Source organism: Halorubrum sp. LN27 (assembly GCF_016635065.1).
In the GTDB taxonomy this organism is placed as follows: domain Archaea; phylum Halobacteriota; class Halobacteria; order Halobacteriales; family Haloferacaceae; genus Halorubrum; species Halorubrum salipaludis.
Genome location: NZ_JAEPET010000001.1, coordinates 538,122 through 555,756 on the forward strand (window position 1 = coordinate 538,122; position 17,635 = coordinate 555,756).

At 70.0% G+C, this 17,635-nt stretch carries 19 protein-coding genes; 12 read left to right on the plus strand and 7 right to left on the minus strand.

Features of this window, described 5'->3' with window-relative positions; genetic code table 11:
• The first annotated feature begins 44 nt into the window (after positions 1-44).
• On the plus strand, positions 45-1,316 hold the full coding sequence (locus JIN95_RS02575) for an FAD-dependent oxidoreductase (RefSeq protein WP_200530430.1): 1,272 nt from the start codon (positions 45-47) through the stop codon (positions 1,314-1,316).
• A gap of 12 nt (positions 1,317-1,328) precedes the next feature.
• On the opposite strand, the gene JIN95_RS02580 is transcribed toward JIN95_RS02575, so the two are convergent.
• The 3 genes from JIN95_RS02580 to JIN95_RS02590 all read right to left on the minus strand — a co-directional run bounded on the left by JIN95_RS02580 (position 1,329) and on the right by JIN95_RS02590 (position 2,448).
• The gene (locus JIN95_RS02580; protein ID WP_095636383.1) at positions 1,329-1,808 is read right to left on the minus strand and encodes an Hsp20/alpha crystallin family protein; all 480 of its coding nucleotides are present in this window, start codon (positions 1,806-1,808) and stop codon (positions 1,329-1,331) included.
• A 3-nt stretch (positions 1,809-1,811) separates the two neighbouring features.
• Positions 1,812-1,967, minus strand: coding sequence for a hypothetical protein (locus JIN95_RS02585; protein ID WP_198951515.1), 156 nt, complete (start codon positions 1,965-1,967; stop codon positions 1,812-1,814).
• 85 nt (positions 1,968-2,052) lie between these two features.
• On the minus strand, positions 2,053-2,448 hold the full coding sequence (locus JIN95_RS02590; protein ID WP_200530431.1) for a hypothetical protein: 396 nt from the start codon (positions 2,446-2,448) through the stop codon (positions 2,053-2,055).
• Positions 2,449-2,543: 95 nt separating this feature from the next.
• On the opposite strand from JIN95_RS02590, the gene JIN95_RS02595 reads away from it, so the two are divergent.
• Positions 2,544-4,421 (plus strand): radical SAM protein, encoded by a 1,878-nt coding sequence (locus JIN95_RS02595; RefSeq protein WP_200530432.1) that lies wholly within the window; start codon positions 2,544-2,546, stop codon positions 4,419-4,421.
• Positions 4,422-4,424: 3 nt separating this feature from the next.
• Entirely contained in the window at positions 4,425-5,336 is a 912-nt protein-coding gene (locus JIN95_RS02600; protein ID WP_200530433.1) for an MBL fold metallo-hydrolase, read from the plus strand.
• A gap of 14 nt (positions 5,337-5,350) precedes the next feature.
• Here the strand turns inward: JIN95_RS02600 and JIN95_RS02605 are convergent, their stop codons facing one another.
• Positions 5,351-5,971, minus strand: a complete 621-nt coding sequence (locus JIN95_RS02605; protein ID WP_200530434.1) for an HAD family hydrolase — start codon at positions 5,969-5,971, stop codon at positions 5,351-5,353.
• 82 nt (positions 5,972-6,053) lie between these two features.
• Positions 6,054-6,536, minus strand: coding sequence for a hypothetical protein (locus JIN95_RS02610; RefSeq protein WP_095636388.1), 483 nt, complete (start codon positions 6,534-6,536; stop codon positions 6,054-6,056).
• Positions 6,537-6,663: 127 nt separating this feature from the next.
• Here JIN95_RS02610 and JIN95_RS02615 point away from each other — a divergent pair, with 127 nt between their 5' ends.
• The 8 genes from JIN95_RS02615 (at position 6,664) to JIN95_RS02650 (ending at position 11,887) form a co-directional block, all read left to right on the plus strand.
• Complete coding sequence (locus JIN95_RS02615) at positions 6,664-7,488, plus strand: hypothetical protein (protein ID WP_095636389.1); 825 nt, start codon at positions 6,664-6,666, stop codon at positions 7,486-7,488.
• A gap of 95 nt (positions 7,489-7,583) precedes the next feature.
• Positions 7,584-8,222, plus strand: a complete 639-nt coding sequence (locus JIN95_RS02620; RefSeq protein ID WP_095636390.1) for a halocyanin domain-containing protein — start codon at positions 7,584-7,586, stop codon at positions 8,220-8,222.
• Entirely contained in the window at positions 8,219-8,608 is a 390-nt protein-coding gene (locus JIN95_RS02625) for a hypothetical protein (RefSeq protein ID WP_095636391.1), read from the plus strand. The genes JIN95_RS02620 and JIN95_RS02625 overlap by 4 nt, the downstream gene beginning before the upstream one ends.
• A 7-nt stretch (positions 8,609-8,615) precedes the next feature.
• Positions 8,616-9,425, plus strand: coding sequence for a cytochrome bc complex cytochrome b subunit (locus tag JIN95_RS02630; RefSeq protein WP_095636392.1), 810 nt, complete (start codon positions 8,616-8,618; stop codon positions 9,423-9,425).
• Positions 9,426-9,429: 4 nt separating this feature from the next.
• Positions 9,430-10,218 carry a cytochrome B gene (locus JIN95_RS02635; protein ID WP_095636393.1) on the plus strand — a complete coding sequence of 263 codons (789 nt, stop codon included), beginning with the start codon at positions 9,430-9,432 and terminating at the stop codon, positions 10,216-10,218.
• Positions 10,219-10,257: 39 nt separating this feature from the next.
• Entirely contained in the window at positions 10,258-10,713 is a 456-nt protein-coding gene (locus tag JIN95_RS02640; RefSeq protein ID WP_095636394.1) for a hypothetical protein, read from the plus strand.
• Between the two features lie 4 nt (positions 10,714-10,717).
• Positions 10,718-10,996: a hypothetical protein gene (locus tag JIN95_RS02645; RefSeq protein ID WP_200530435.1), complete on the plus strand. Its 279-nt coding sequence runs from the start codon at positions 10,718-10,720 to the stop codon at positions 10,994-10,996.
• A gap of 252 nt (positions 10,997-11,248) precedes the next feature.
• Entirely contained in the window at positions 11,249-11,887 is a 639-nt protein-coding gene (locus tag JIN95_RS02650) for an IS6 family transposase (RefSeq protein ID WP_200530436.1), read from the plus strand.
• Positions 11,888-11,948: 61 nt separating this feature from the next.
• Here the strand turns inward: JIN95_RS02650 and JIN95_RS02655 are convergent, their stop codons facing one another.
• Together JIN95_RS02655 and alaS are read right to left on the minus strand one after the other, a co-directional pair.
• Complete coding sequence (locus JIN95_RS02655) at positions 11,949-12,755, minus strand: alpha/beta hydrolase (RefSeq protein ID WP_200530437.1); 807 nt, start codon at positions 12,753-12,755, stop codon at positions 11,949-11,951.
• A gap of 15 nt (positions 12,756-12,770) precedes the next feature.
• Complete coding sequence (alaS, locus tag JIN95_RS02660; protein WP_200530438.1) at positions 12,771-15,551, minus strand: alanine--tRNA ligase; 2,781 nt, start codon at positions 15,549-15,551, stop codon at positions 12,771-12,773.
• Positions 15,552-15,725: 174 nt separating this feature from the next.
• On the opposite strand from alaS, the gene JIN95_RS02665 reads away from it, so the two are divergent.
• Positions 15,726-17,633, plus strand: coding sequence for an ATP-binding protein (locus JIN95_RS02665; protein ID WP_200530439.1), 1,908 nt, complete (start codon positions 15,726-15,728; stop codon positions 17,631-17,633).
• Positions 17,634-17,635 lie beyond the last annotated feature (2 nt).

The following is a 17,635-nucleotide window of genomic DNA, read 5'->3' on the forward strand; positions in this document are numbered from 1 at the left end:
GCGTCGGCCACGGTTTTTAACAAGACGCACCGCGACGCATCCCCATGAGCCGAGACGAATCGCCGGACAGCGCCGAGCGCTCCGCAGGCGCGACTCCCGCGGTCGCGGTCGTCGGCGGCGGGGCGGTCGGCGTCACCGCGGCCGCGGACCTCGCGGCGCGCGGCGCCGACGTGACGCTGTACGACCGCGGCGACCTCGGATCCGGGAGCTCCGGGCGCGCGGCGGGCGTGCTGTACGACGCGTACGCCGAGGACGTGGACGCCGCGCTGGCCGCCCGCGCGATGGACCGGTTCCGGGCGTTCGACCGCTCGCTCCCCGGGTTCTCGTTCACGCCCTGTCCCTACGTCATCGCCGTCCGGGAGGGCGATTCCGACGCCGAGGCCGTGCCCGCGATGGTCGACCGGATGCGCGAGCACGATCGGGACGTGGCGGTCGTCGACCCCGCGGCCCTCGCCGAGCGGTTCCCCCTCGTGACCGACGACCTCGCGGTCGCCGCGGTCGCCGAGGGCGCCGGCTGGTGTGACCCCGCGAGCTACGTCGCCGCGATGGGCGAACGCGCGCGCCGTGAGGGGGTCGCCGTCGAGACCGACACTCCCGTCTCGCTCGCGGGCGACGGTACCGAACCGGAGCCCGTCGTGGCGGGGCGATCCGGCGACCCCCGAGCGTTCGACGCGGTCGTCGTCGCCGCCGGCGCGCACACCGCCGCCCTCCTCGGCGACGCGGGGATCGAGGTCCCCGTGGTCCCGTACCGCGTGCAGGCGCTGACGGCCGGGGTCGGCGGGGGCGGACCGGAAAGCGCCGACGGGCGGACGGCGTACGACGGGCCGATGGTGTACGACGCGACCGCGGGCGCCTACGTCCGACCCCACCCGACCGGGCTGCTCGCCGGCGACGGCACGGAGCCGGTCCCCGCGGACCCGGACGGCTACGACCGGACGGGCGACGACTGGTTCGTCGAGTCTGTCTCCGAGACGCTCCGCGAGCGGCTCGACGCAGTCGGGTCGGACGGCCCGGACGTCGAGCGCGCGTGGGCCGGGCTCTGTACGGCGACCCCCGACGGCGACCCGCTGGTCGGGCCGGTCGGCGACCCCGCCGACCGCGTGTTCGTCGCCGCCGGCTGGCAGGGCCACGGGTTCATGCGCGCGCCGGCGATCGGGGAGCTGGTCGCCGAGGGGGTGCTCGCGTCGCTCGACGGGATCGACGCGGGAGCCCCGGAGTCGCCGTGGATCGACGCGTTCGATCCCGCCCGCTTCGACGGGGACGAGGCGTTCGAGATCGCGGAGGGGATGTCGGTAGAGAGCCGGGCGGGGGAGTGAGAAGCGCCGCGGTCAGGCGTTGTCGTCTTTGCCGTCTTCGTCGCCGTCGCTGGTGTCGCCGTCGTCGCCCGCTTCGTCACCGTCCTCCTCCACCACGGCCACGTCGCGCCCGTCGTCTTTCTTCGGGATCTCCACCTGAAGCGTCCCGTTCCGTGTGAGCGTCGCGTTCGCGCCCTGCGGCGTCACGCTCGCGTCCGCCGGGAGGTCGGCGCTGCCGGACAGCGAGACGCCGCGGCCGGGGAACAGCATCTCGTAGCCGTCGTAGAAGTCGCGGAACCGGTCGAGCTCGACCTCGACGGTGTGATCGAGGAACGTCACGTTCAGGTCCTCGCCGCGGACGCCGGGGGCGTCGAAGACGACGAGGTAGGCGTCGTCGCTCTCGAGGAGGTCGTACGAGAGCGGCCGGCGCTCCTGCATCTTGCTCCACCCGCGGCCGAGGCGTTCGAGGGTGCGGCGGACGATCGACCGCCCCGTCTCGACGAGGTCGCTCACGGGCTACACCTCGATCTCGGAGAGCTCGCTCCCGCCGCAGTACGGGCACGAGAGGTCCTCGACCGCGTGGTCGTCGGGCACGTCGTAGGTGTAGTGGTTCTCGAACATGTCGAGCTCGCAGTCGTCGCTCTCGCACTTGACCTCCATCGTCGATGGCATATACGGAACCGTTGTGTCGGCGAGGGCTTAAACGGCGTGGCGGCGGCGGTCCGGTCGGCACGTGTGACCGATCGCGCGGGTCCCGTCAGATCCCGGCTCCGCGGAGCCGTTCGGGAACGACGGTGCGCTCGGCGAGCAACACGACGAGCGTCCCGAACGCGACGCCGGCGAGGGATCCCGGACCGAACGGGTAGAGTCTCGGCGCGAACGCGAGCGCAGCGCCGAGCCAGACGATCGCGATCAGAATCGCTCCGCTGGCGACGACGTACGCCAGCGTCTTCCGGCGTTCCTCGGGGATCCGGTCTCGGGCGACCCACGCGACGGGGCCGAAGAGGAGCGCGGTCGCGGCCGCCCACGCAGCCGCGATCTCCCACGGACGCGGGTCGGTGCCGAGGAACTGCACGGCGGCGAGGACGCAGACCGCGGCGAGAGCGACGTACTGTGTGACCCGTTGGCGTCGGGTGGGCGTGGGGGAGGGCACGGGTCCCGTTACCGCGCGACCCGCCATAAGCGATCGGTCGTCCCCGGCGGACCTTCCGCACGCTTTTCCCGTCTCGGCCGACTACGGGAGGTAACATGACCGATTCGCCCGCGTCGGGCCGGGGCTCGCTCCCGCCCGACCCGAACGACCTCTCCGTCACCATCGTCGACGGCTACGTCGACGAGCCGGCGCACTTCGGCGTGCCGCCGTACATCTCGACGTACCCGCGGTACACCGCCGGCGCGCTCGTCGACGCGGGCGTCCCCGAGTCGCAGATCACCTACCACACCATCGACGAGCTCCGCGACGACCGGAGCAAGCACGCCGACGTCGCGGACGCGGACCTCATGGTGTACGTCGGCGGGATGACGGTCCCCGGGAAGTACGTCGGCGGCACCCCCGCCGAGCCCGACGAGGTGCGCGAGCTGGGGTGGACCGCGGACGGCGTCACCCTGCTGGGCGGGCCCGTGCGGTTCGGCGTCGGCGAGGAGAACGCGGGCGCACAGGAGACCGAGCGCGACGACCTCGACTACGACTTCGTGGCCATGGGCGACGTGGAGGCGGCCGCGTACGACCTCGTCAGCGAGGGGTTAGAGGGGTTCGGCAACCGGATGCGCGACAACGCGGAGATCGACCGGTGGGCCGAGAAGGGGGCGTTCGTCGTCGAGCAGCACCCGAACCACCCCGACTACCTCATCTGCGAGATGGAGACCTCCCGCGGCTGCGCCTACCGGTGTTCGTTCTGCACGGAGCCGCTGTACGGGAGCCCGGCGTTCCGGGAGGCGCGCTCGGTCGTCGACGAGGTCGACGCGCTCTCGGACCGGGGAGTCAAGCACTTCCGGCTCGGCCGGCAGGCCGACATCCTCGCGTTCGGCGGCGACGGCGAGGCGCCGAACCCCGACGCGCTCCGCGAGCTGTACGGCGGGATCCGCGAGGTCGCGCCCGACCTGCGGACGCTCCACCTCGACAACATGAACCCGGTGACGATCACCGACTACCCCGAGGCCTCCCGCGAGGCGATCCGCGTGATCGCCGAGCACAACACGCCCGGCGACACCGCGGCGTTCGGGCTCGAATCCGCCGACCCCGTGGTTCAGGAGGAGAACAACCTGCTCGTCACCGCCGAGGAGTGTCTTGAGGCGGTCCGCGTCGTCAACGAGGAGGGCGGGTGGCGGCCGGGCGACGCCCCGGCGTCGACGCCCGGCGGCGACGACCGAGTGATCGGTCCCTCGACCGGCCCCGACGCGAGCCCCCGGCTGCCGAAGCTCCTCCCCGGGATCAACCTCGTCCACGGGCTCGCGGGCGAGCGCCCGGAGACGTACGAGCACAACAAGGAGTTCCTCCAGACCGTCTACGACGAGGGGCTCATGCTCCGCCGGATCAACATCCGGCAGGTGATGGCGTTCGCGGGCACGGAGATGGCCGAGACGGGCGCCGACATCGCACAGGAGCACAAAGACCAGTTCCAGGCGTACAAGAAGGAGGTGCGCGAGACGGTCGACAACCCCATGCTCGACCGGGTCGTCCCGCCGGGGACGGTCCTCCCCGACGTGCACCTGGAGTACCACCAGGACGGCAAGACGTTCGGGCGCCAGCTCGGCACCTACGCGCTCCTCGTCGCCGTCCCCGGCGAGCGCGAGCTCGGCACCGCCATCGACGTGGCGATCACGGACCACGGCTACCGCTCCGTGACCGGCGTCCCGTACCCACTCGACGTCAATTCGGCGTCGATGAGCGAGCTGACGGCGATCCCCGGGATCAACCGGAGCAAGGCGGGCGACATCGTGGTCGGGCGCCCGTACGGGTCGATCGAGGCGGTCGACGCCGGCGTCGCCGACCTCTCGCGGTTCGCCGTCGCCGGCGACACGGACGTGCCGATCCCGGGGCGCGAGCGCGCCGGGTCGGGCCCCGGCGCGGACGCGCGCTCGCTGCTCGACCGGCGCGACGGCTCCTCGGTGGGCCGCGGGGACTGAGGGATGGGAGCCTTCGACCCGGGCCCGTTCCCGGGTCCGAGCCCGTCGATCGCCCGCGTCGAGGTCCCGGTCGACACCCGCGCGCCGGGCGGGACGACGAACGCCCACGCCGCCGGCGGCCTCCTCGTCGACCCGGCCGCCCGGACCGACGCGCTCGACGCGGCAGTCGGCGTCGCCGACGCGGACTCCGACAGAGACGGGGGGACCCCCGAGATCGACGCGATCGCCGTGACCCACGCCCACCCCGACCACGTCGGCGCAGTCGCCGAGTACGCCGACCTGACGGGCGCGCCGGTGTTCGCGCACGCGGACCACGTCGACCGGTTCGCAGCGGCGACCGGCGTCGAGCCTGACGGGACGTTCCGCGGCGGCGACCGCGTCGGCGACACCGGCGTCCGCGCGGTCGAGACGCCGGGCCACGCGCCCGATCACGTCGCGTTCGCGGTCGAGTCGGCGGGAGGGAGTGACGAAGGCGACAGAGGCGTCGCGGCGGACGCGGCCCGCGAACTCCTCTGCGGCGACCTCGCCGTCGCCGAGGGGAGCGTCGTGGTGGGCGCTCCCGAGGGCGACCTCCGCGAGTACCTCGACAGCCTCGACCGCGTCCGCGCGGCCGGGTACGACCGTCTCTACCCCGGTCACGGCCCCGTGATCGACGATCCGGAAGGTGTCTGCGACCGGCTGATCGACCACCGGCTGGAGCGCGAGCGGACGGTCCTCGCGGCGGTCGAGGACGGCGCGAGCGACGTGGAGAGCGTGGTCGACGCCGCGTACGAGAGGGACCTGACCGGCGTCGCGGACCTCGCGCGGGCGACCGTCGTCGCGCACCTCGAAGCGCTGCTCGCGGAGGGACGGATCGGCCGGGAGTGGGGGGACCGGATCGGCGGCGAGCGCGCGGACGGAACTCCTAAAGAATAGCTGTTTCCGGCGCGTCAGAGCTCCGCTTCGAGGTGGGCCGCCAGCTCGTCGAGCGGGGTCTCCGTCACGTCGACGAACCGGCCCCCCACGTCCTCGACGCCGCCGTCGGCGGTCGGGTCGTCGCCCACGTGGACCAGCGACGCGGGCGCGACGCCGAGCGCCTCGGCCGCCGCCTCGAACGCCTTCGGGTGGGGCTTCCGCCAGCCGCAGCCGATGCTCGTCGTGACCGCGTCGAACTCGCCGCGGAGGCCGGCGCGGATCAGCGTCTTGGGGACCAACTCCGGCACCGCGCAGTTCGAGAGGAGGCCGACCGGCCCGCGCTCGCTCACGTCGCGGACGGCCGCCTTGGCGCCGTCGCGCCGGGTCACGTCCGGGTCGAACGCCGCGACGACCGCGTGCCGGACGACGTTGTCGGCGGCCTCGACGCCGCGGGAGTCGAGCGCGTGCGCCACGTGGGCCGGGAGGGGGACCTCGGCGCCCGCCGGGGCGTCCACGTGTCGCTCGCCGTACGCGACGTGCCAGTCGTCCGGTACCGCGACGCCGCGCGACTCCAGCTCGCGCGCGACGATCTCCGCGGGGTCGGAGGGGTACTCCACGTCGACGAGGGTCCCGAACAGGTCGAAGGTGACTGCCACGATATCGGGACTACGGCGAAAACGGGATTGAACCTGTCGGTCGGCGCGGTCGATGCCGGGTTCCGCGCTCCGCGGGCCCCTGTCAGAACATCGATGCGATGTGAAGGGTGTAGAGCCGGTAGAGCCCGGTCACCCACGCGCACAGCCAGAGGAGCATGAACCCGGCCACCCCGGCTCGGAGCCGCGCCCGCCAGTGGCCCATGTCCTCGTGGATCTCGTCGATGTCGACGTCGGGGTCCTCGTAGGCGTCGGCGTTGCGCTTCGCCTGCAGGATTCGGGCGATCCCGGTGAGCGCGAACGCCAGCAGCGCGTACGCCTGCACCCCGAGGAACGCGTGGATCACGGCGATCCCGGACAGGTTCACGAAGAGCCGGGGGATCATCCACCCGACGATCGGGACGGTCGTGAGCACCAGCCCGGCGCCGATGTACCGCAGGTGGCGCATGAGGACGGTCCACGTCACGGTCTCGGTGTCGATCATGATCCACGCCCCGTACAGCAGGAACGGGAGGCTCGCCGTCACCGACAGCCCGGCCGCCGCCGCGATAACCGACTCGTCGACCATTACCCGGGGTTCGGTCTCCGGCGCGTAAAGCCCCGCGATCCGCGGCTCGGTGTCGCGGTATCCCGGGCTCGAACCGTCGGCGCCGCAGACGAAAACAGTTAGCGTCCGGAGGACGTATCGGCGGACAATGGAGGACACCTCGACGGGACCGGACCCGGAGTCGCGGCCGGATCGGGAGCCGGCCGGGCCCGACGGCGACGATCCGGACCGAGGACCGGACGAGTCAGACGGCGACGAGGATCTCGCCGCGCTCCGCGAACGGGTCGAAGAAGAGTACGACTTCGACGACTTCGGCCCCGCCGACATGGCCCGGATGAGCGCCGAGGAGTGGGACGCGGCGTTCGACCCGGACTCGTGGATCACCGGGGACCGCCTGCTCGACCGCGCCGAGGCGGAGCTGAAGACCCGGATCGCGCGCCGGGACGTGTTCGGCGTGTTGGAGCGCGTCCGCGAGGACGGCGAAGACCGGATCCTCGTCTACTCCGACGAGGGGTACGCGATCGTCCGGCCGACGGGCGAGGTGACCGGGCAGGGGACCGTCCTCCGCGACATCGAGCCGATCGTCGCGCTGGCCGCGATGGAGTCGTACGACGTGCCCGAGCCCCCGGACGACTGGTCGCTGCCGCACCCCGACACCGTCCCGGAGGGCTCGGGCGAGTTCGGCAACCTGATGGTCCAGGTGATCGCGGTCGTGCAGGTGCTCGCCGGGGGCGCGCTGCTCGTCGCCTCGTTCGTCACCGACTTGAACACGATCGTCGCGCCGGCGATGGGGATCGTGTTCCTGCTGATCGGCCTGTTTCTCTTCGTCATGGTCGCGAACGCGCGGCTCTCCGATCGGTTCCGTTCGGAGGAGTACCGAGAGCGGCTGCGGGCACTCCGCCAGGCCAAGGAGCGACCCGACTTCGTCCCGGTCGAAGGCGGGGTCGTGAACGAGGAGGACCGAGACGAGTGAACCGCCGATATCGCGGGACACAGGCCTTGTAAACCCCACCGCGTCGACGGATTCAGTCGGTGGGTTTAAGCGCACCCCGTCCCGAGTGAACCTGTATGAAAAGGCGGGAATTTGTGCGGACGGCCGGGGGCGCCAGCGCGGCGGTCGCCGCCTCCGCTGGGGCGACCGGCACGGCGGCTGCACAGGAGGTTCAGCCCGACTGGCCGAGCGGTGTCACCGGCGGAAACCTCGGAGAGTACCAAGACGCCCGCGGCGAGAGCGAGGTCACCGTTGAGGTCGGCGCCGGCAGCGACGGGCTCGCGTTCGCCCCGACCCAGCTGTGGGTCGACACCGGCACGACGATCACGTTCGAGTGGACCGGGAACGGCGGCGACCACAACGTCGTCACGGTCGAGGGTGAGGCCTCCCTCGACAGCGGCGACCCGGTCGGCGAGGAGGGGTACACCTACGAGTACGAGGTGACCGAGGAGGACGCCGGTATCACCCACTACCACTGCTCTCCCCACGACGCTGTCGGGATGCACGCCGGCATCGCCGTCGGCGAGGACGTTCCCACCGTCGAGACCGGCGGGAACACCGGGTGGCCGGAGAACATCGCCCACGTCGGCGTCCCGCTGCACGCCCACTGGGTCGGCATCGCCGCGATACTCGGTATCGCGCTGACCTTCGTGTTCACCTTCTACCTCCTGAAGTACGGTGAGTCGGCTCACACCGGGCACGGAGGTGCGCAATGAGCTCCGGCGGCTCCTCGTACGGCGACATCCACCGGTACGAGCCCGCCCGCGAGAGCACCGCCGCCGCGATCGCGATCGTGCTCCTCACCGTCATCGAGGTCGTGTTCGTCTCCCTGTTCGTCTTCGGGCTCATGTCCGCCTGGGCCTCGACGGAGTTCGGGAACATGTTCGCCGGCGCCCTGCTGGCGATGATCTTCATCGACCTCGCCTTCATCCTCCTGTTGTACCGCAAGGAGTTCCTGCCCGACGTGATGATCGTGAAGAAGCGCCGCCGCAAGTGGGAGGACCTCTACGTCCGCGAGGAGGACAAAGACGGCGTCGGCGTCGACACCGGAAACCTGACCGAGACGCTCAAGCGGGCGGTCTACCCGTACTACAAGAAGTGACCACACAATGAGCCTCAAAAAACAAGACGAGATGGACCACAACGCGTGGCTCAAAAATCAGGACCTGACGGTCATCGAGACCGCCTTCCTGACCACGCTCATCTGGCTCGACAAGCGGCTCCGCATCGTCGACTACCTCGAGCTGCTGGAGACGATGTACTACCGCGCGAACCTCCAGATGCCGAAGAGCCACACCGAACAGTACGACCTCGACAACAAGTTCTGGTACTGGTACCCCCTGTACTCGCTCGGCTCCCTGTCGATCGTCGCGTACCTGGTCGCCGCGGTCTCCGGCGCGCTGCTCGGGTTCTACTACGCGCCGTCGACCGCCGGCGCCGCGGCGCAGGGCGACCCGACGGCCGCGTACGACTCGCTCGTGATGATCATGACGGACGTGCAGTTCGGGTACATGCTCCGTTCGATCCACCGCTGGGCCGCCCAGTTCATGGTGGCCGCGGTGTTCCTCCACATGCTTCGCGTGTACTTCACCGGCTCCTACAAGGAGCCCCGCGAGGTCAACTGGATCCTCGGGATCGTCCTCATTGGCCTGACGCTGCTGTTCGGCTTCTCCGGGTACGTGCTCCCGTGGAAGCAGCTGTCCTTCTGGGCCGCACAGATCGGCGTCGAGATGGCGCTCGCGACGCCCCTCGTGGGCGAGTGGGCGGCACAGCTCCTGTTCGGCGGGTTCACGCTCGGACAGGCGACGCTCGTGAGAATGTACATCCTGCACGTCTTCGTGCTGCCGTTCGTGGTGACGGGGCTCATCGCCCTCCACGTCGGCATCGTCTGGGTGCAGGGCATCGCGGAGCCGCACTAATCCAATGACCGACGACGACACCCCCATGACGGACGGAGGCACCGACGCGGAAGCGCGCACGGACGGCGGTCCGCCGGCGACCGTGCCGCCGGACGACGAGACGCCGACCTGGTCCGACCGCAAGGAGCGCTCGCAGGGACTCGCACAGCTCACCTACCAGTACTTCGAGCGCTCGCGCCGCGAGGACGAGGACCTCCGCGCCGAGTCGACGTACGTCGAGCGCGACGTGCTCGGCTTCCCGACGTGGCCCCACGAGACGCTCCGGAACCTGGCGATCACGAGCTTCTTCGTCGGCATCATGCTCCTCGTCGCGGCGCTGATGCCGGCGCACTTCGGCGAGCCCGCCAACCCCGGTGCGACGCCGGCGATCATCCTGCCCGACTGGTACCTCTACTGGTCGTTCGGGCTGTTGAAGCTCAACCCGCTCAACCCCGAGCTGGCGGTGCTCGGCGGCGACATCGTGATGTCGAACGAGCTGCTCGGCATCGTGGCCCACGGGGTCGTGTTCGGCGTCATCGGACTCGTGCCCTTCCTCAACAAGGGCAGCGCGCGCCGACCCGTCGAGCAGCCGTTCTGGGCCGCCGTCGGCGTGACGGGCGTCATCCTGGCGTTCACGCTTGCGGCGCTCGCGATCCAGAACTTCTTCCCGATCTCGCTCGACCTGCTCATCACCCTCACGTTCGTGTTGCCCGTGCTCGGCGGGATCCTCACCTACGCGGTGTTGAAGACGATGCGTGAAGGGTACATGTACGACCTGAACCGGCGGTACTACATGCTGCGCCCCCCGAAGTAACGGGCCGAACTGTTCCCGATTTTGCGGTCTCCGTCACCGATGTCATCACCATCCAACACCGACGCCGACGACACGCAGGCGTACGACGAGACGGGTGACCCCGTCGCGAAGGACGCCGGGGACGCCGGAGACGGCGACCGGAACCCGCGGACCGAACCCACCGGGCCGCGCGTCGGCCCCGACGGCCGGGAGATCGTCGTTCCGTTTCGGCTGTACAAGGCCGTCACCGTCTTCTCCACGCTCGCCGCCGTGATCGCGTACCTGATCGGCTTCACGCTGATCGACGCGGCGACCTTACAGATCAGCTTCGTCCGGACGGCGATCGTCTACCTGCTCAACAGCGCCGGGCTCTACCCGTCCGACGACCTGTTGGTCGCGGCCCTCGCGATCACCGGAATCGGGTTCCTCGTCGCCGGAACGGCGGTGTACGTTCTCGGCACGCGGTTCCGCGGACAGGGGATGGGAAAGCCTCAAGGCGATTCCAGCGAAACCTGAGATAATGGCAGACGAGTTCATCAAGGGGTTCACCCTCTTCACGCTCGGCGGTCTCGGATGGCTCACCTTCGGCGGCTGGTACCGCACGCCCTCGTACTACGACGTCGTCCAGCTCGTCAACCCGGCTGAAGGAGTCAACACGGCCTACGGCGAGATCGGCCTGGTCGTCGGCGACGCGTCCTTCTGGCTGATGATCCTCGGCGCGCTCACCTTCTGGGTGCTAATTCCGGTGAGTCGCCAGCTCCGCGACGTGCTCGGCGAGGACGCCGAAGCGGCGAACTGACTGCGACCGTTTCGGCTTCGGTTTCCACCCTCTGCCCCTTTTCCGTCGTCGTGTCGGCTCCGCGCTTCGATCCGATCGGTTCAGTATGGGCTGTCCTCGGTCCCGTCGTTCGTCCGAAACGGCAGATCGGACCGCTGATCGATAACGGGAATGGGGATATCGAGACTTCGGTTCGGTCGTTTATAAGTGCTCGAACGGTGTTAGTGGGCGATGTTAAGTTAAGAACGAGGCGGTCGGTGTTTCGAATGCTCTATGTCCGAATCCAACCGCCTCGACGGCTGTACAGGATGGATCGACTTGGACTTTGTGGAGCGTGAGCGGACACCCCACGAGATCATTGAAACCGGTATTCAACTCCACCTTGCCGGACTATCACTTTCGAATACCAAACAGTATCTTGAAAGGTTGGGTGTCGAGCGGAGTCGAACAGCAATTCACAACTGGATTCAAAAGGCCGATCTACAGCCAGTTGACGGTGCAAGCCCGAATCGCGTTGCGGTTGATGAGACTGCGATTCAGATCGATTCGGACAGATACTGGCTGTATGCTGCTGTAGATCCTCGCACAAACGAATTCCTCCACGTTGATGTATTCCCCGTTCAAAATCAACAATTCACGCTGGTGTTTCTCCGCGATCTCAGAGAGAAACACCACGTTGACGATGCGCTATTTCTCGTTGATGCTGGCGGACATCTCACAGCTGCACTCTCACGAACCTCACTTCGATTTCAAATCACTCGTCATGGAAATCGAAACGCCGTCGAACGTGTCTTTCGAGAAGTAAAACGACGAACCTCTTCGTTTTCAAATACGTTTAGAAATGCGGAGCCGACGGCGGCAGAATCATGGCTCCGAGCCTTCGCCGTCTGCTGGAACCGATGCTTAAGTTAACACGACCGCGGGAAGCCCTACCGGCGTCGACGAGGCGGTGCTCGGACGACCGTCGACCGCCTCACTCCGAGAGCGGGTCCGCGGCGTGTTCCGCGAGCCAGCCGACGAGCGCGTCGTTGACCGCGGCGGACGCCTCCACGCCGACGAGGTGGCGCGCGCCCGCGACCGAGTGGAGCTCTCCGCGGGGGAGCCCCTCGGCGAGCCCCTCCGCCGCCGCCTTCGGACACGCGGCGTCCGCCGCGCCGTGGACGACGAGGGTGGGCGTCGTGAGCTCGTACAGCCGGTCCGAGAGGTCGAACCCCTCGACCGCGGCGCGGTGGGCCTCGAACGTCTCGCGACCGGCGTCCTCGCCGAGCCGCCACTCGACGATCCGCGATAGCACGTCGGGATGCGCCTCCCGGAACGACTCGGAGAGCAACCCGTTCAGCGATCCCCTCACCGCGGCCGGATCGGCGGGATCGGCCCACACGCCGTCAGGGTTGTAGGCGTCTCCCGCGGGCGGCGTCCCGACGACCGCGAGGCTCACCGGGCGCGACGAGGCGAGGGCGTACGCGAGCGCGACCATCCCGCCGAGCCCGTAGCCGACGAGGTGGGCGTTCCGGACCCCCGCCGCGGCGCACACAGCGTCCACGTCGCTCGCGAGCTCCGCGACGGCGTACGGGCCGGGCGGCGCGTCGGACCGCCCCACGCCCCGCGTCTCGGGCGTTATCACCGTGTGCGGGCCGGCGAGCGCGGCGTGCTGCCAGCCGAACTGCCACGCGCCCAGCCCCACGTCGCCGCAGAACACGACCGCCTCGTCGGGGTCGCCGGCGTCCGGAGCGTCCACCTCGTACCGGATCTCGACGCCGGCGTTGTTGGCGCGGGGCATGGGGCGGGGGAGTCGTCAGGCCTCCTGGAGGGTGCGAAGCACGTCCGGCGCCGCCTCTAGGGCGTCGTCGAGCGCGTCGGCGTCCGGACCGCCGCCCTGCGCGAAGTCCGGCGGGCCGCCGCCGCCGCCGCCGACGCGCCCGGCGAGCTCCGAGACCACCTGTCCGGCGTTCACGTCGACGTCGTCGGGAACGCCGACGACGAAGCTCGCGGAGCCGCCCGCCCCGCTGCCGACGACCGCGACCTTCCCGTCGTCGACGTGGGCGTTCGCCGTCGCGCGCAGCTCGTCGGCGTCGCCGTCGAGCCGCTGGATCACCGCGGTGACGCCGCCGATATCGACCTCCTCGGCGTCGGCGCCGCCGGAGGCGCGCGCCGCCGCGAGCTCCTCTTTGAGCGACTCGATCTCCTTGCCCCGCGCCTTCCACTCGTCGAAGAACCGCTCGGCCGTCTCGGGCACGTCGAGCGGGTCGACGTCGAGCGCGTCGGCGGCGTCGTACAGCGCGTCCTCCGTGCGCTGGGTCGCCTCGACCGCCGCGCCGCCCGCGGCGAACACGATCCGCTCGACGCCGTCCTGGACGGGCTCCGTCTTCAGCACCTTCACCGCGCCGATCTCGCCGGTCCGCTCGACGTGGGTGCCCGCGCAGGCCTGCACGTCCTCGTCGCCGACGTGGATCAGCCGGATGTTCGTTCCCGGCGGGACCCCGCCCTGATAGAGGTCAAACCCGTGTTCGGCCTCCGCCTCGTTGCGGTCGGGCCACTCCTGGCGGACCGCCACGTCGTCGCGGACGAGCTCGTTGGCGACGCGCTCGATCGCTTTGACCTGTTCGCGGGTGATCCGCTCGAAGTGACGGACGTCGAGCCGGGAGGAGTCGATCCCCTTCTGGGCGCCCGCCTGTCGGACGTGGTCGCCGAGCACCTCACGGGCCGCGTGGCCGATCAGGTGGGTCGCGGTGTGGTGCGCGCGGAGCCGGTCGCGGCGGTCGCCGTCGACCTGGCCCGTGACGAACTCCCCCTTCCCGGGGTCGGCATCGGTGCGGTGGAGCACGACGCCGTCGCGCTCCTGGACGTCGACCACGTCGACGGTCGTCTCGCCGGCCGTGAGCTGGCCCCTGTCGGCCGGCTGGCCGCCGCCCTCGGGGTAGAACATCGTCTGGTCCAAGACGACGTCGTACCCCTCCTCGCGTTCGAACACGTCGAGGACGACCGCCTCGAACTCGGTGCGGCCCTGGTCGTCGTAGAACAGCTTCTCCGTCTCGGGGAGGTCGCCGAACCGGTCGTCGCGGTCCTCGCCGGCCTCGTCGCCGTCCTCCTCCTCGTGGCGGTCGGCGACGAGCGCGTAGAAGTCGTCCGGCACGTCGACGGTCGCGCCGCGCTCCTCGGCGATGTCGGCGACCATGTCGGGCTGGATCCCGTGGGAGTCGTACAGCTCCAAGAGCGCCTCCGTCGGGATCGGCTCGCCCGTGCCGGCGTACTCGTCCGCGAGCGACTCCACCTTGCGGGAGCCGCGTTCGAGCGTCTTGCGGTACTTCCGCTCCTCGGTGCGGACGATCTCGCGGATCGTGTCGCGGTTCTCGTAGCCGAGCCGCTCGGCCTGCATGTCGACCAGCTCGTCGATCGGGGCGTCGACCCCGACCTCGTCGACGAGCCGCTTCGTGCGCCGCAGGACCATCCGCGCGAGGTAGCCCGTCCCGACGTTCGAGGGGACGATCCCGTCGCCGAACATGTACGCGAGCGTCCGGGAGTGGTCGGCGATCGCGTAGATCGATTCGAGCGGCTCGACCAGCTCGCGCAGGAGGTCGACGTCGACATCGAGCCGGTCGGCGATCTCGCCGCGCGCGGCCTCCACGTCGTCGACGTCGTCGATGTCGAGCCGCCCGGAGAGCTTCGCGGCGCGGTGGACGAGCTCCCGCTCCTCCTCCGTGCGTTCGATCCCGGCGTTCTCCTTGAGGAAGTCGATCGCGTCGGGGTAGACGGCCTCGTACACCGTCGCCGTCCCCTGGCTCATCCACGTCCACCGCTCGAGCCCGTAGCCGGTGTCGACGATGTACGTGTCCATGAACGAGTACGTGTGCCCGTCCTTCATCTCGTAGTCGCCGTCGGGGTCCCGCTCCATGCACATGAAGACGAGCGTCGCCAGCTCGGCTCCTTTATAAATAACTTCGATGGCGGGACCGGCGTTGCCGCCGCCGACCCACGGGTCCTCGATGTAGGTGATCTCTTCTAAGTCGGCGCCGAGGCTCTCGAACAGCTCGTCGCAGTACTGGACGGTCTCGTCTTTCCAGTACACCTCGCCGTGGTAGGCGTACTCGTCTTCGTCGACCTCCTCGCGCGTGTTGAACGCGTGGTGGGCCATCATCTCGAAGGCCATCGTGTGCCGGCCCGTCTTGCCGACGTTGTCGATGTCCTGCATCCGGATGCAGGGCTGCGAGATGGTCAGCGGGTTCGCCGGCGGGGGAGTCTGACCCGAGGTGACGAGCGGCTGGAAGTCGTAGATCGACGCCTGGGTTAAGAGTACGTCGTCGCGCCAGCGGTTCGCCGCGACCGGGTACGGGTCGATCCGCTCGTGGCCGTGCTCCTCGAAGAACGAGAGGAACGCCTCCCGCATCTCCGAGAGGGAGCGGGCCTCGGGGAAGCCCGGGTCGTCGATGAAGCTGTAGTCCTCGCAGGGCGGCTCGCCGCACAGTTCGCGGTCGTGATCGCGGGTCCAGAAGTGCGCGCCGCAGGAAGGGCACACCTTCCGCTCGAACCCCTCCTCCTCGAAGTAGTCGAGGCGGTACTCCGCTTCGAGATCGCTCATTACCGAAACGTGGCCCGTGTTCATCCAAAAGGGTTCCGGGGTGTCTCCCGCGCCGCTTCGGGCGCGTTCGGCGGGACCGCACCGCCGGTAGTCCGACCGATCGGTCTCGATCCGCAGAAAAAACCGACGACGAGAGGAAAATTTATCCGCGCTCCAGTAGTGTTGATTGCCAGCGTGGATATCGAGCCGAAGGAACGGCAGTCCGTTCTCGTCCTCGCCGGAGACGCGGACGAGGCGGCCGGCGTGGCCGACGCGTTGAGCGGCGTCGACGCCTCCTCGACGCCGGTCGGCGACGCCGCCCCGCAGGCGCTCGGCGACGACCTCGCGGCGGCGGACGCGGTCGTCGTCCTCGATCGCGAGGCGGTCGCCGCGCTCTCCGGTCGCGAGGGGTCGTTCCGCGTGGTCGCGCTCGTCGACGACCCCGCCGCGGAGCCGGCGACCGCTCCCGTCGTCGACGCGATCGCGACCGGGGCGGCGGACCTCGACGCGACGCTCCGCTGGCTCGAGGCAAGATCGGAGTCGGGACTCGGCCGCGACGAGCCGGCGCGCACGCCGTCGCGGATCGAGCAGCTCAACGCCGAGGTGACACGGCTCGCGTCTGTCAGGACCGTCGAGGAGGCTTACCGGACCGCGATCGCCGTCGCCGACGAGGTGTTCCCGCGGTACCACTGCGTCGTGGGCGTCCGCGAGGGAGAGTGGGTCGAACCGATCGCGGCGTCGTCCGAGGTGTCGATCGGAGACTGCGACCGCGTCCGGGTCGGGGACGGGTCCGTCGGGACCGCCGTCGACACCGGCGAGCCGGCGGTCGAGCCCCGAACCGCGGAGGCGGTCCCCTACCGGACGCTGCTGGCGCTCCCGGTGGGCGGCGACACGGTCCTCCAGCTCGCGACGGACGAGGACGGGTTCGACGCGGACGACCGGCGGCTCGCGGAGCTGTTCGCGTCCCACGTCGAGGAGACGCTCGACCGCATCCGCGCCGACGAGGCGCTGCGGACCGAACGCGATCACCTGCTGGCGCTGTTCTCGAACGTCCCCGACCCGGCGATCGCCTACGACTACGTCGACGGCGAGCCGATCGTTCACCGGGTCAACGACGCGTTCGAGGAGACGTTCGGCTACGACGCCGACCGAGTGGTCGGCGAGTCCGTCGACGACTACATCGTCCCGCCGACGGAGGAGGCCGAGTCCGAGGCGGCGGAGCTCAACGAGCGGCTCCAACGCGGTGAGAACGTCAGGCGAGAGGTGACTCGCGAGACCGCGGAGGGCCTCAAACACTTCATCCTCCACGTCGTTCCCATCCGGCTCGACGCCGAGAACGTCGCCGGCTACGCCATCTACACCGACGTGACGGAGCGGCGCGAGCACGAGGCGGCGCTGGAACGGCAGAACGAGCGACTCGACGAGTTCGCCAGCATCGTCTCGCACGACCTCCGGAACCCCCTCGGCGTCGCGCAGGGGTACGTGGACCTCGCGACGGAGACGGACGAGACGGCCCACTTAGAGAAGACCGCGGAGGCGCTGGACCGCATGGACGAGCTCGTCGGCGACCTGCTCTCGCTGGCGCGACAGGGGGAGTCGGTCGGGGAGACGGAGCCGGTCTCGCTCGAGGCGCTCGCGAGGGACGCGTGGGAGAGCGTCGACACGGGCGACGCCGAGCTCGTCCTCGAGACCGACGTGACGATCGACGCGAACGCGACCCGCACGCGGGAGCTGCTGGAGAACGTGTTCCGGAACAGCGTGGAACACGGTTCCACGGGCAGTCGGGCGGAGCCCGACGACAGCGTCGAGCACGGCCAGAGACCCGGCGAGGAGTGCGATGGCCCCCTCACCGTCCGCGTCGGGGCGGCGGCGTTCCGCGGCGACGACGGGGAATCGAGACACGGCTTCTTCGTCGAGGACGACGGCTGCGGACTCCCCGAGAGCGAACACGACCGGGTGTTCGACAGCGGCTTCACGACCGAGGAGAACGGGACCGGCCTCGGGCTCGCGATCACGAAGCGGATCGCCGACGCGCACGGCTGGGAGGTGCGCGCGCTCGCCGGCGACGCCGGCGGCGCCCGGTTCGAGTTCAAGACCACGTAGCG

What these genes read in the sequence shown, in the direction of transcription:
- JIN95_RS02575 (WP_200530430.1), top strand. Translation starts at nt 45, where the DNA reads ATGAGCCGAGACGAATCGCCGGACAGCGCCGAGCGCTCCGCAGGCGCG.
- alaS (WP_200530438.1), bottom strand. Translation starts at nt 15,551, where the DNA reads ATGAGCGATCTCGAAGCGGAGTACCGCCTCGACTACTTCGAGGAGGAG.
- JIN95_RS02585 (WP_198951515.1), bottom strand. Translation starts at nt 1,967, where the DNA reads ATGCCATCGACGATGGAGGTCAAGTGCGAGAGCGACGACTGCGAGCTC.
- JIN95_RS02640 (WP_095636394.1), top strand. Translation starts at nt 10,258, where the DNA reads ATGTCATCACCATCCAACACCGACGCCGACGACACGCAGGCGTACGAC.
- JIN95_RS02630 (WP_095636392.1), top strand. Translation starts at nt 8,616, where the DNA reads ATGAGCCTCAAAAAACAAGACGAGATGGACCACAACGCGTGGCTCAAA.
- JIN95_RS02645 (WP_200530435.1), top strand. Translation starts at nt 10,718, where the DNA reads ATGGCAGACGAGTTCATCAAGGGGTTCACCCTCTTCACGCTCGGCGGT.
- JIN95_RS02600 (WP_200530433.1), top strand. Translation starts at nt 4,425, where the DNA reads ATGGGAGCCTTCGACCCGGGCCCGTTCCCGGGTCCGAGCCCGTCGATC.
- JIN95_RS02625 (WP_095636391.1), top strand. Translation starts at nt 8,219, where the DNA reads ATGAGCTCCGGCGGCTCCTCGTACGGCGACATCCACCGGTACGAGCCC.
- JIN95_RS02650 (WP_200530436.1), top strand. Translation starts at nt 11,249, where the DNA reads ATGTCCGAATCCAACCGCCTCGACGGCTGTACAGGATGGATCGACTTG.
- JIN95_RS02615 (WP_095636389.1), top strand. Translation starts at nt 6,664, where the DNA reads ATGGAGGACACCTCGACGGGACCGGACCCGGAGTCGCGGCCGGATCGG.
- JIN95_RS02620 (WP_095636390.1), top strand. Translation starts at nt 7,584, where the DNA reads ATGAAAAGGCGGGAATTTGTGCGGACGGCCGGGGGCGCCAGCGCGGCG.
- JIN95_RS02610 (WP_095636388.1), bottom strand. Translation starts at nt 6,536, where the DNA reads ATGGTCGACGAGTCGGTTATCGCGGCGGCGGCCGGGCTGTCGGTGACG.
- JIN95_RS02655 (WP_200530437.1), bottom strand. Translation starts at nt 12,755, where the DNA reads ATGCCCCGCGCCAACAACGCCGGCGTCGAGATCCGGTACGAGGTGGAC.
- JIN95_RS02595 (WP_200530432.1), top strand. Translation starts at nt 2,544, where the DNA reads ATGACCGATTCGCCCGCGTCGGGCCGGGGCTCGCTCCCGCCCGACCCG.
- JIN95_RS02635 (WP_095636393.1), top strand. Translation starts at nt 9,430, where the DNA reads ATGACCGACGACGACACCCCCATGACGGACGGAGGCACCGACGCGGAA.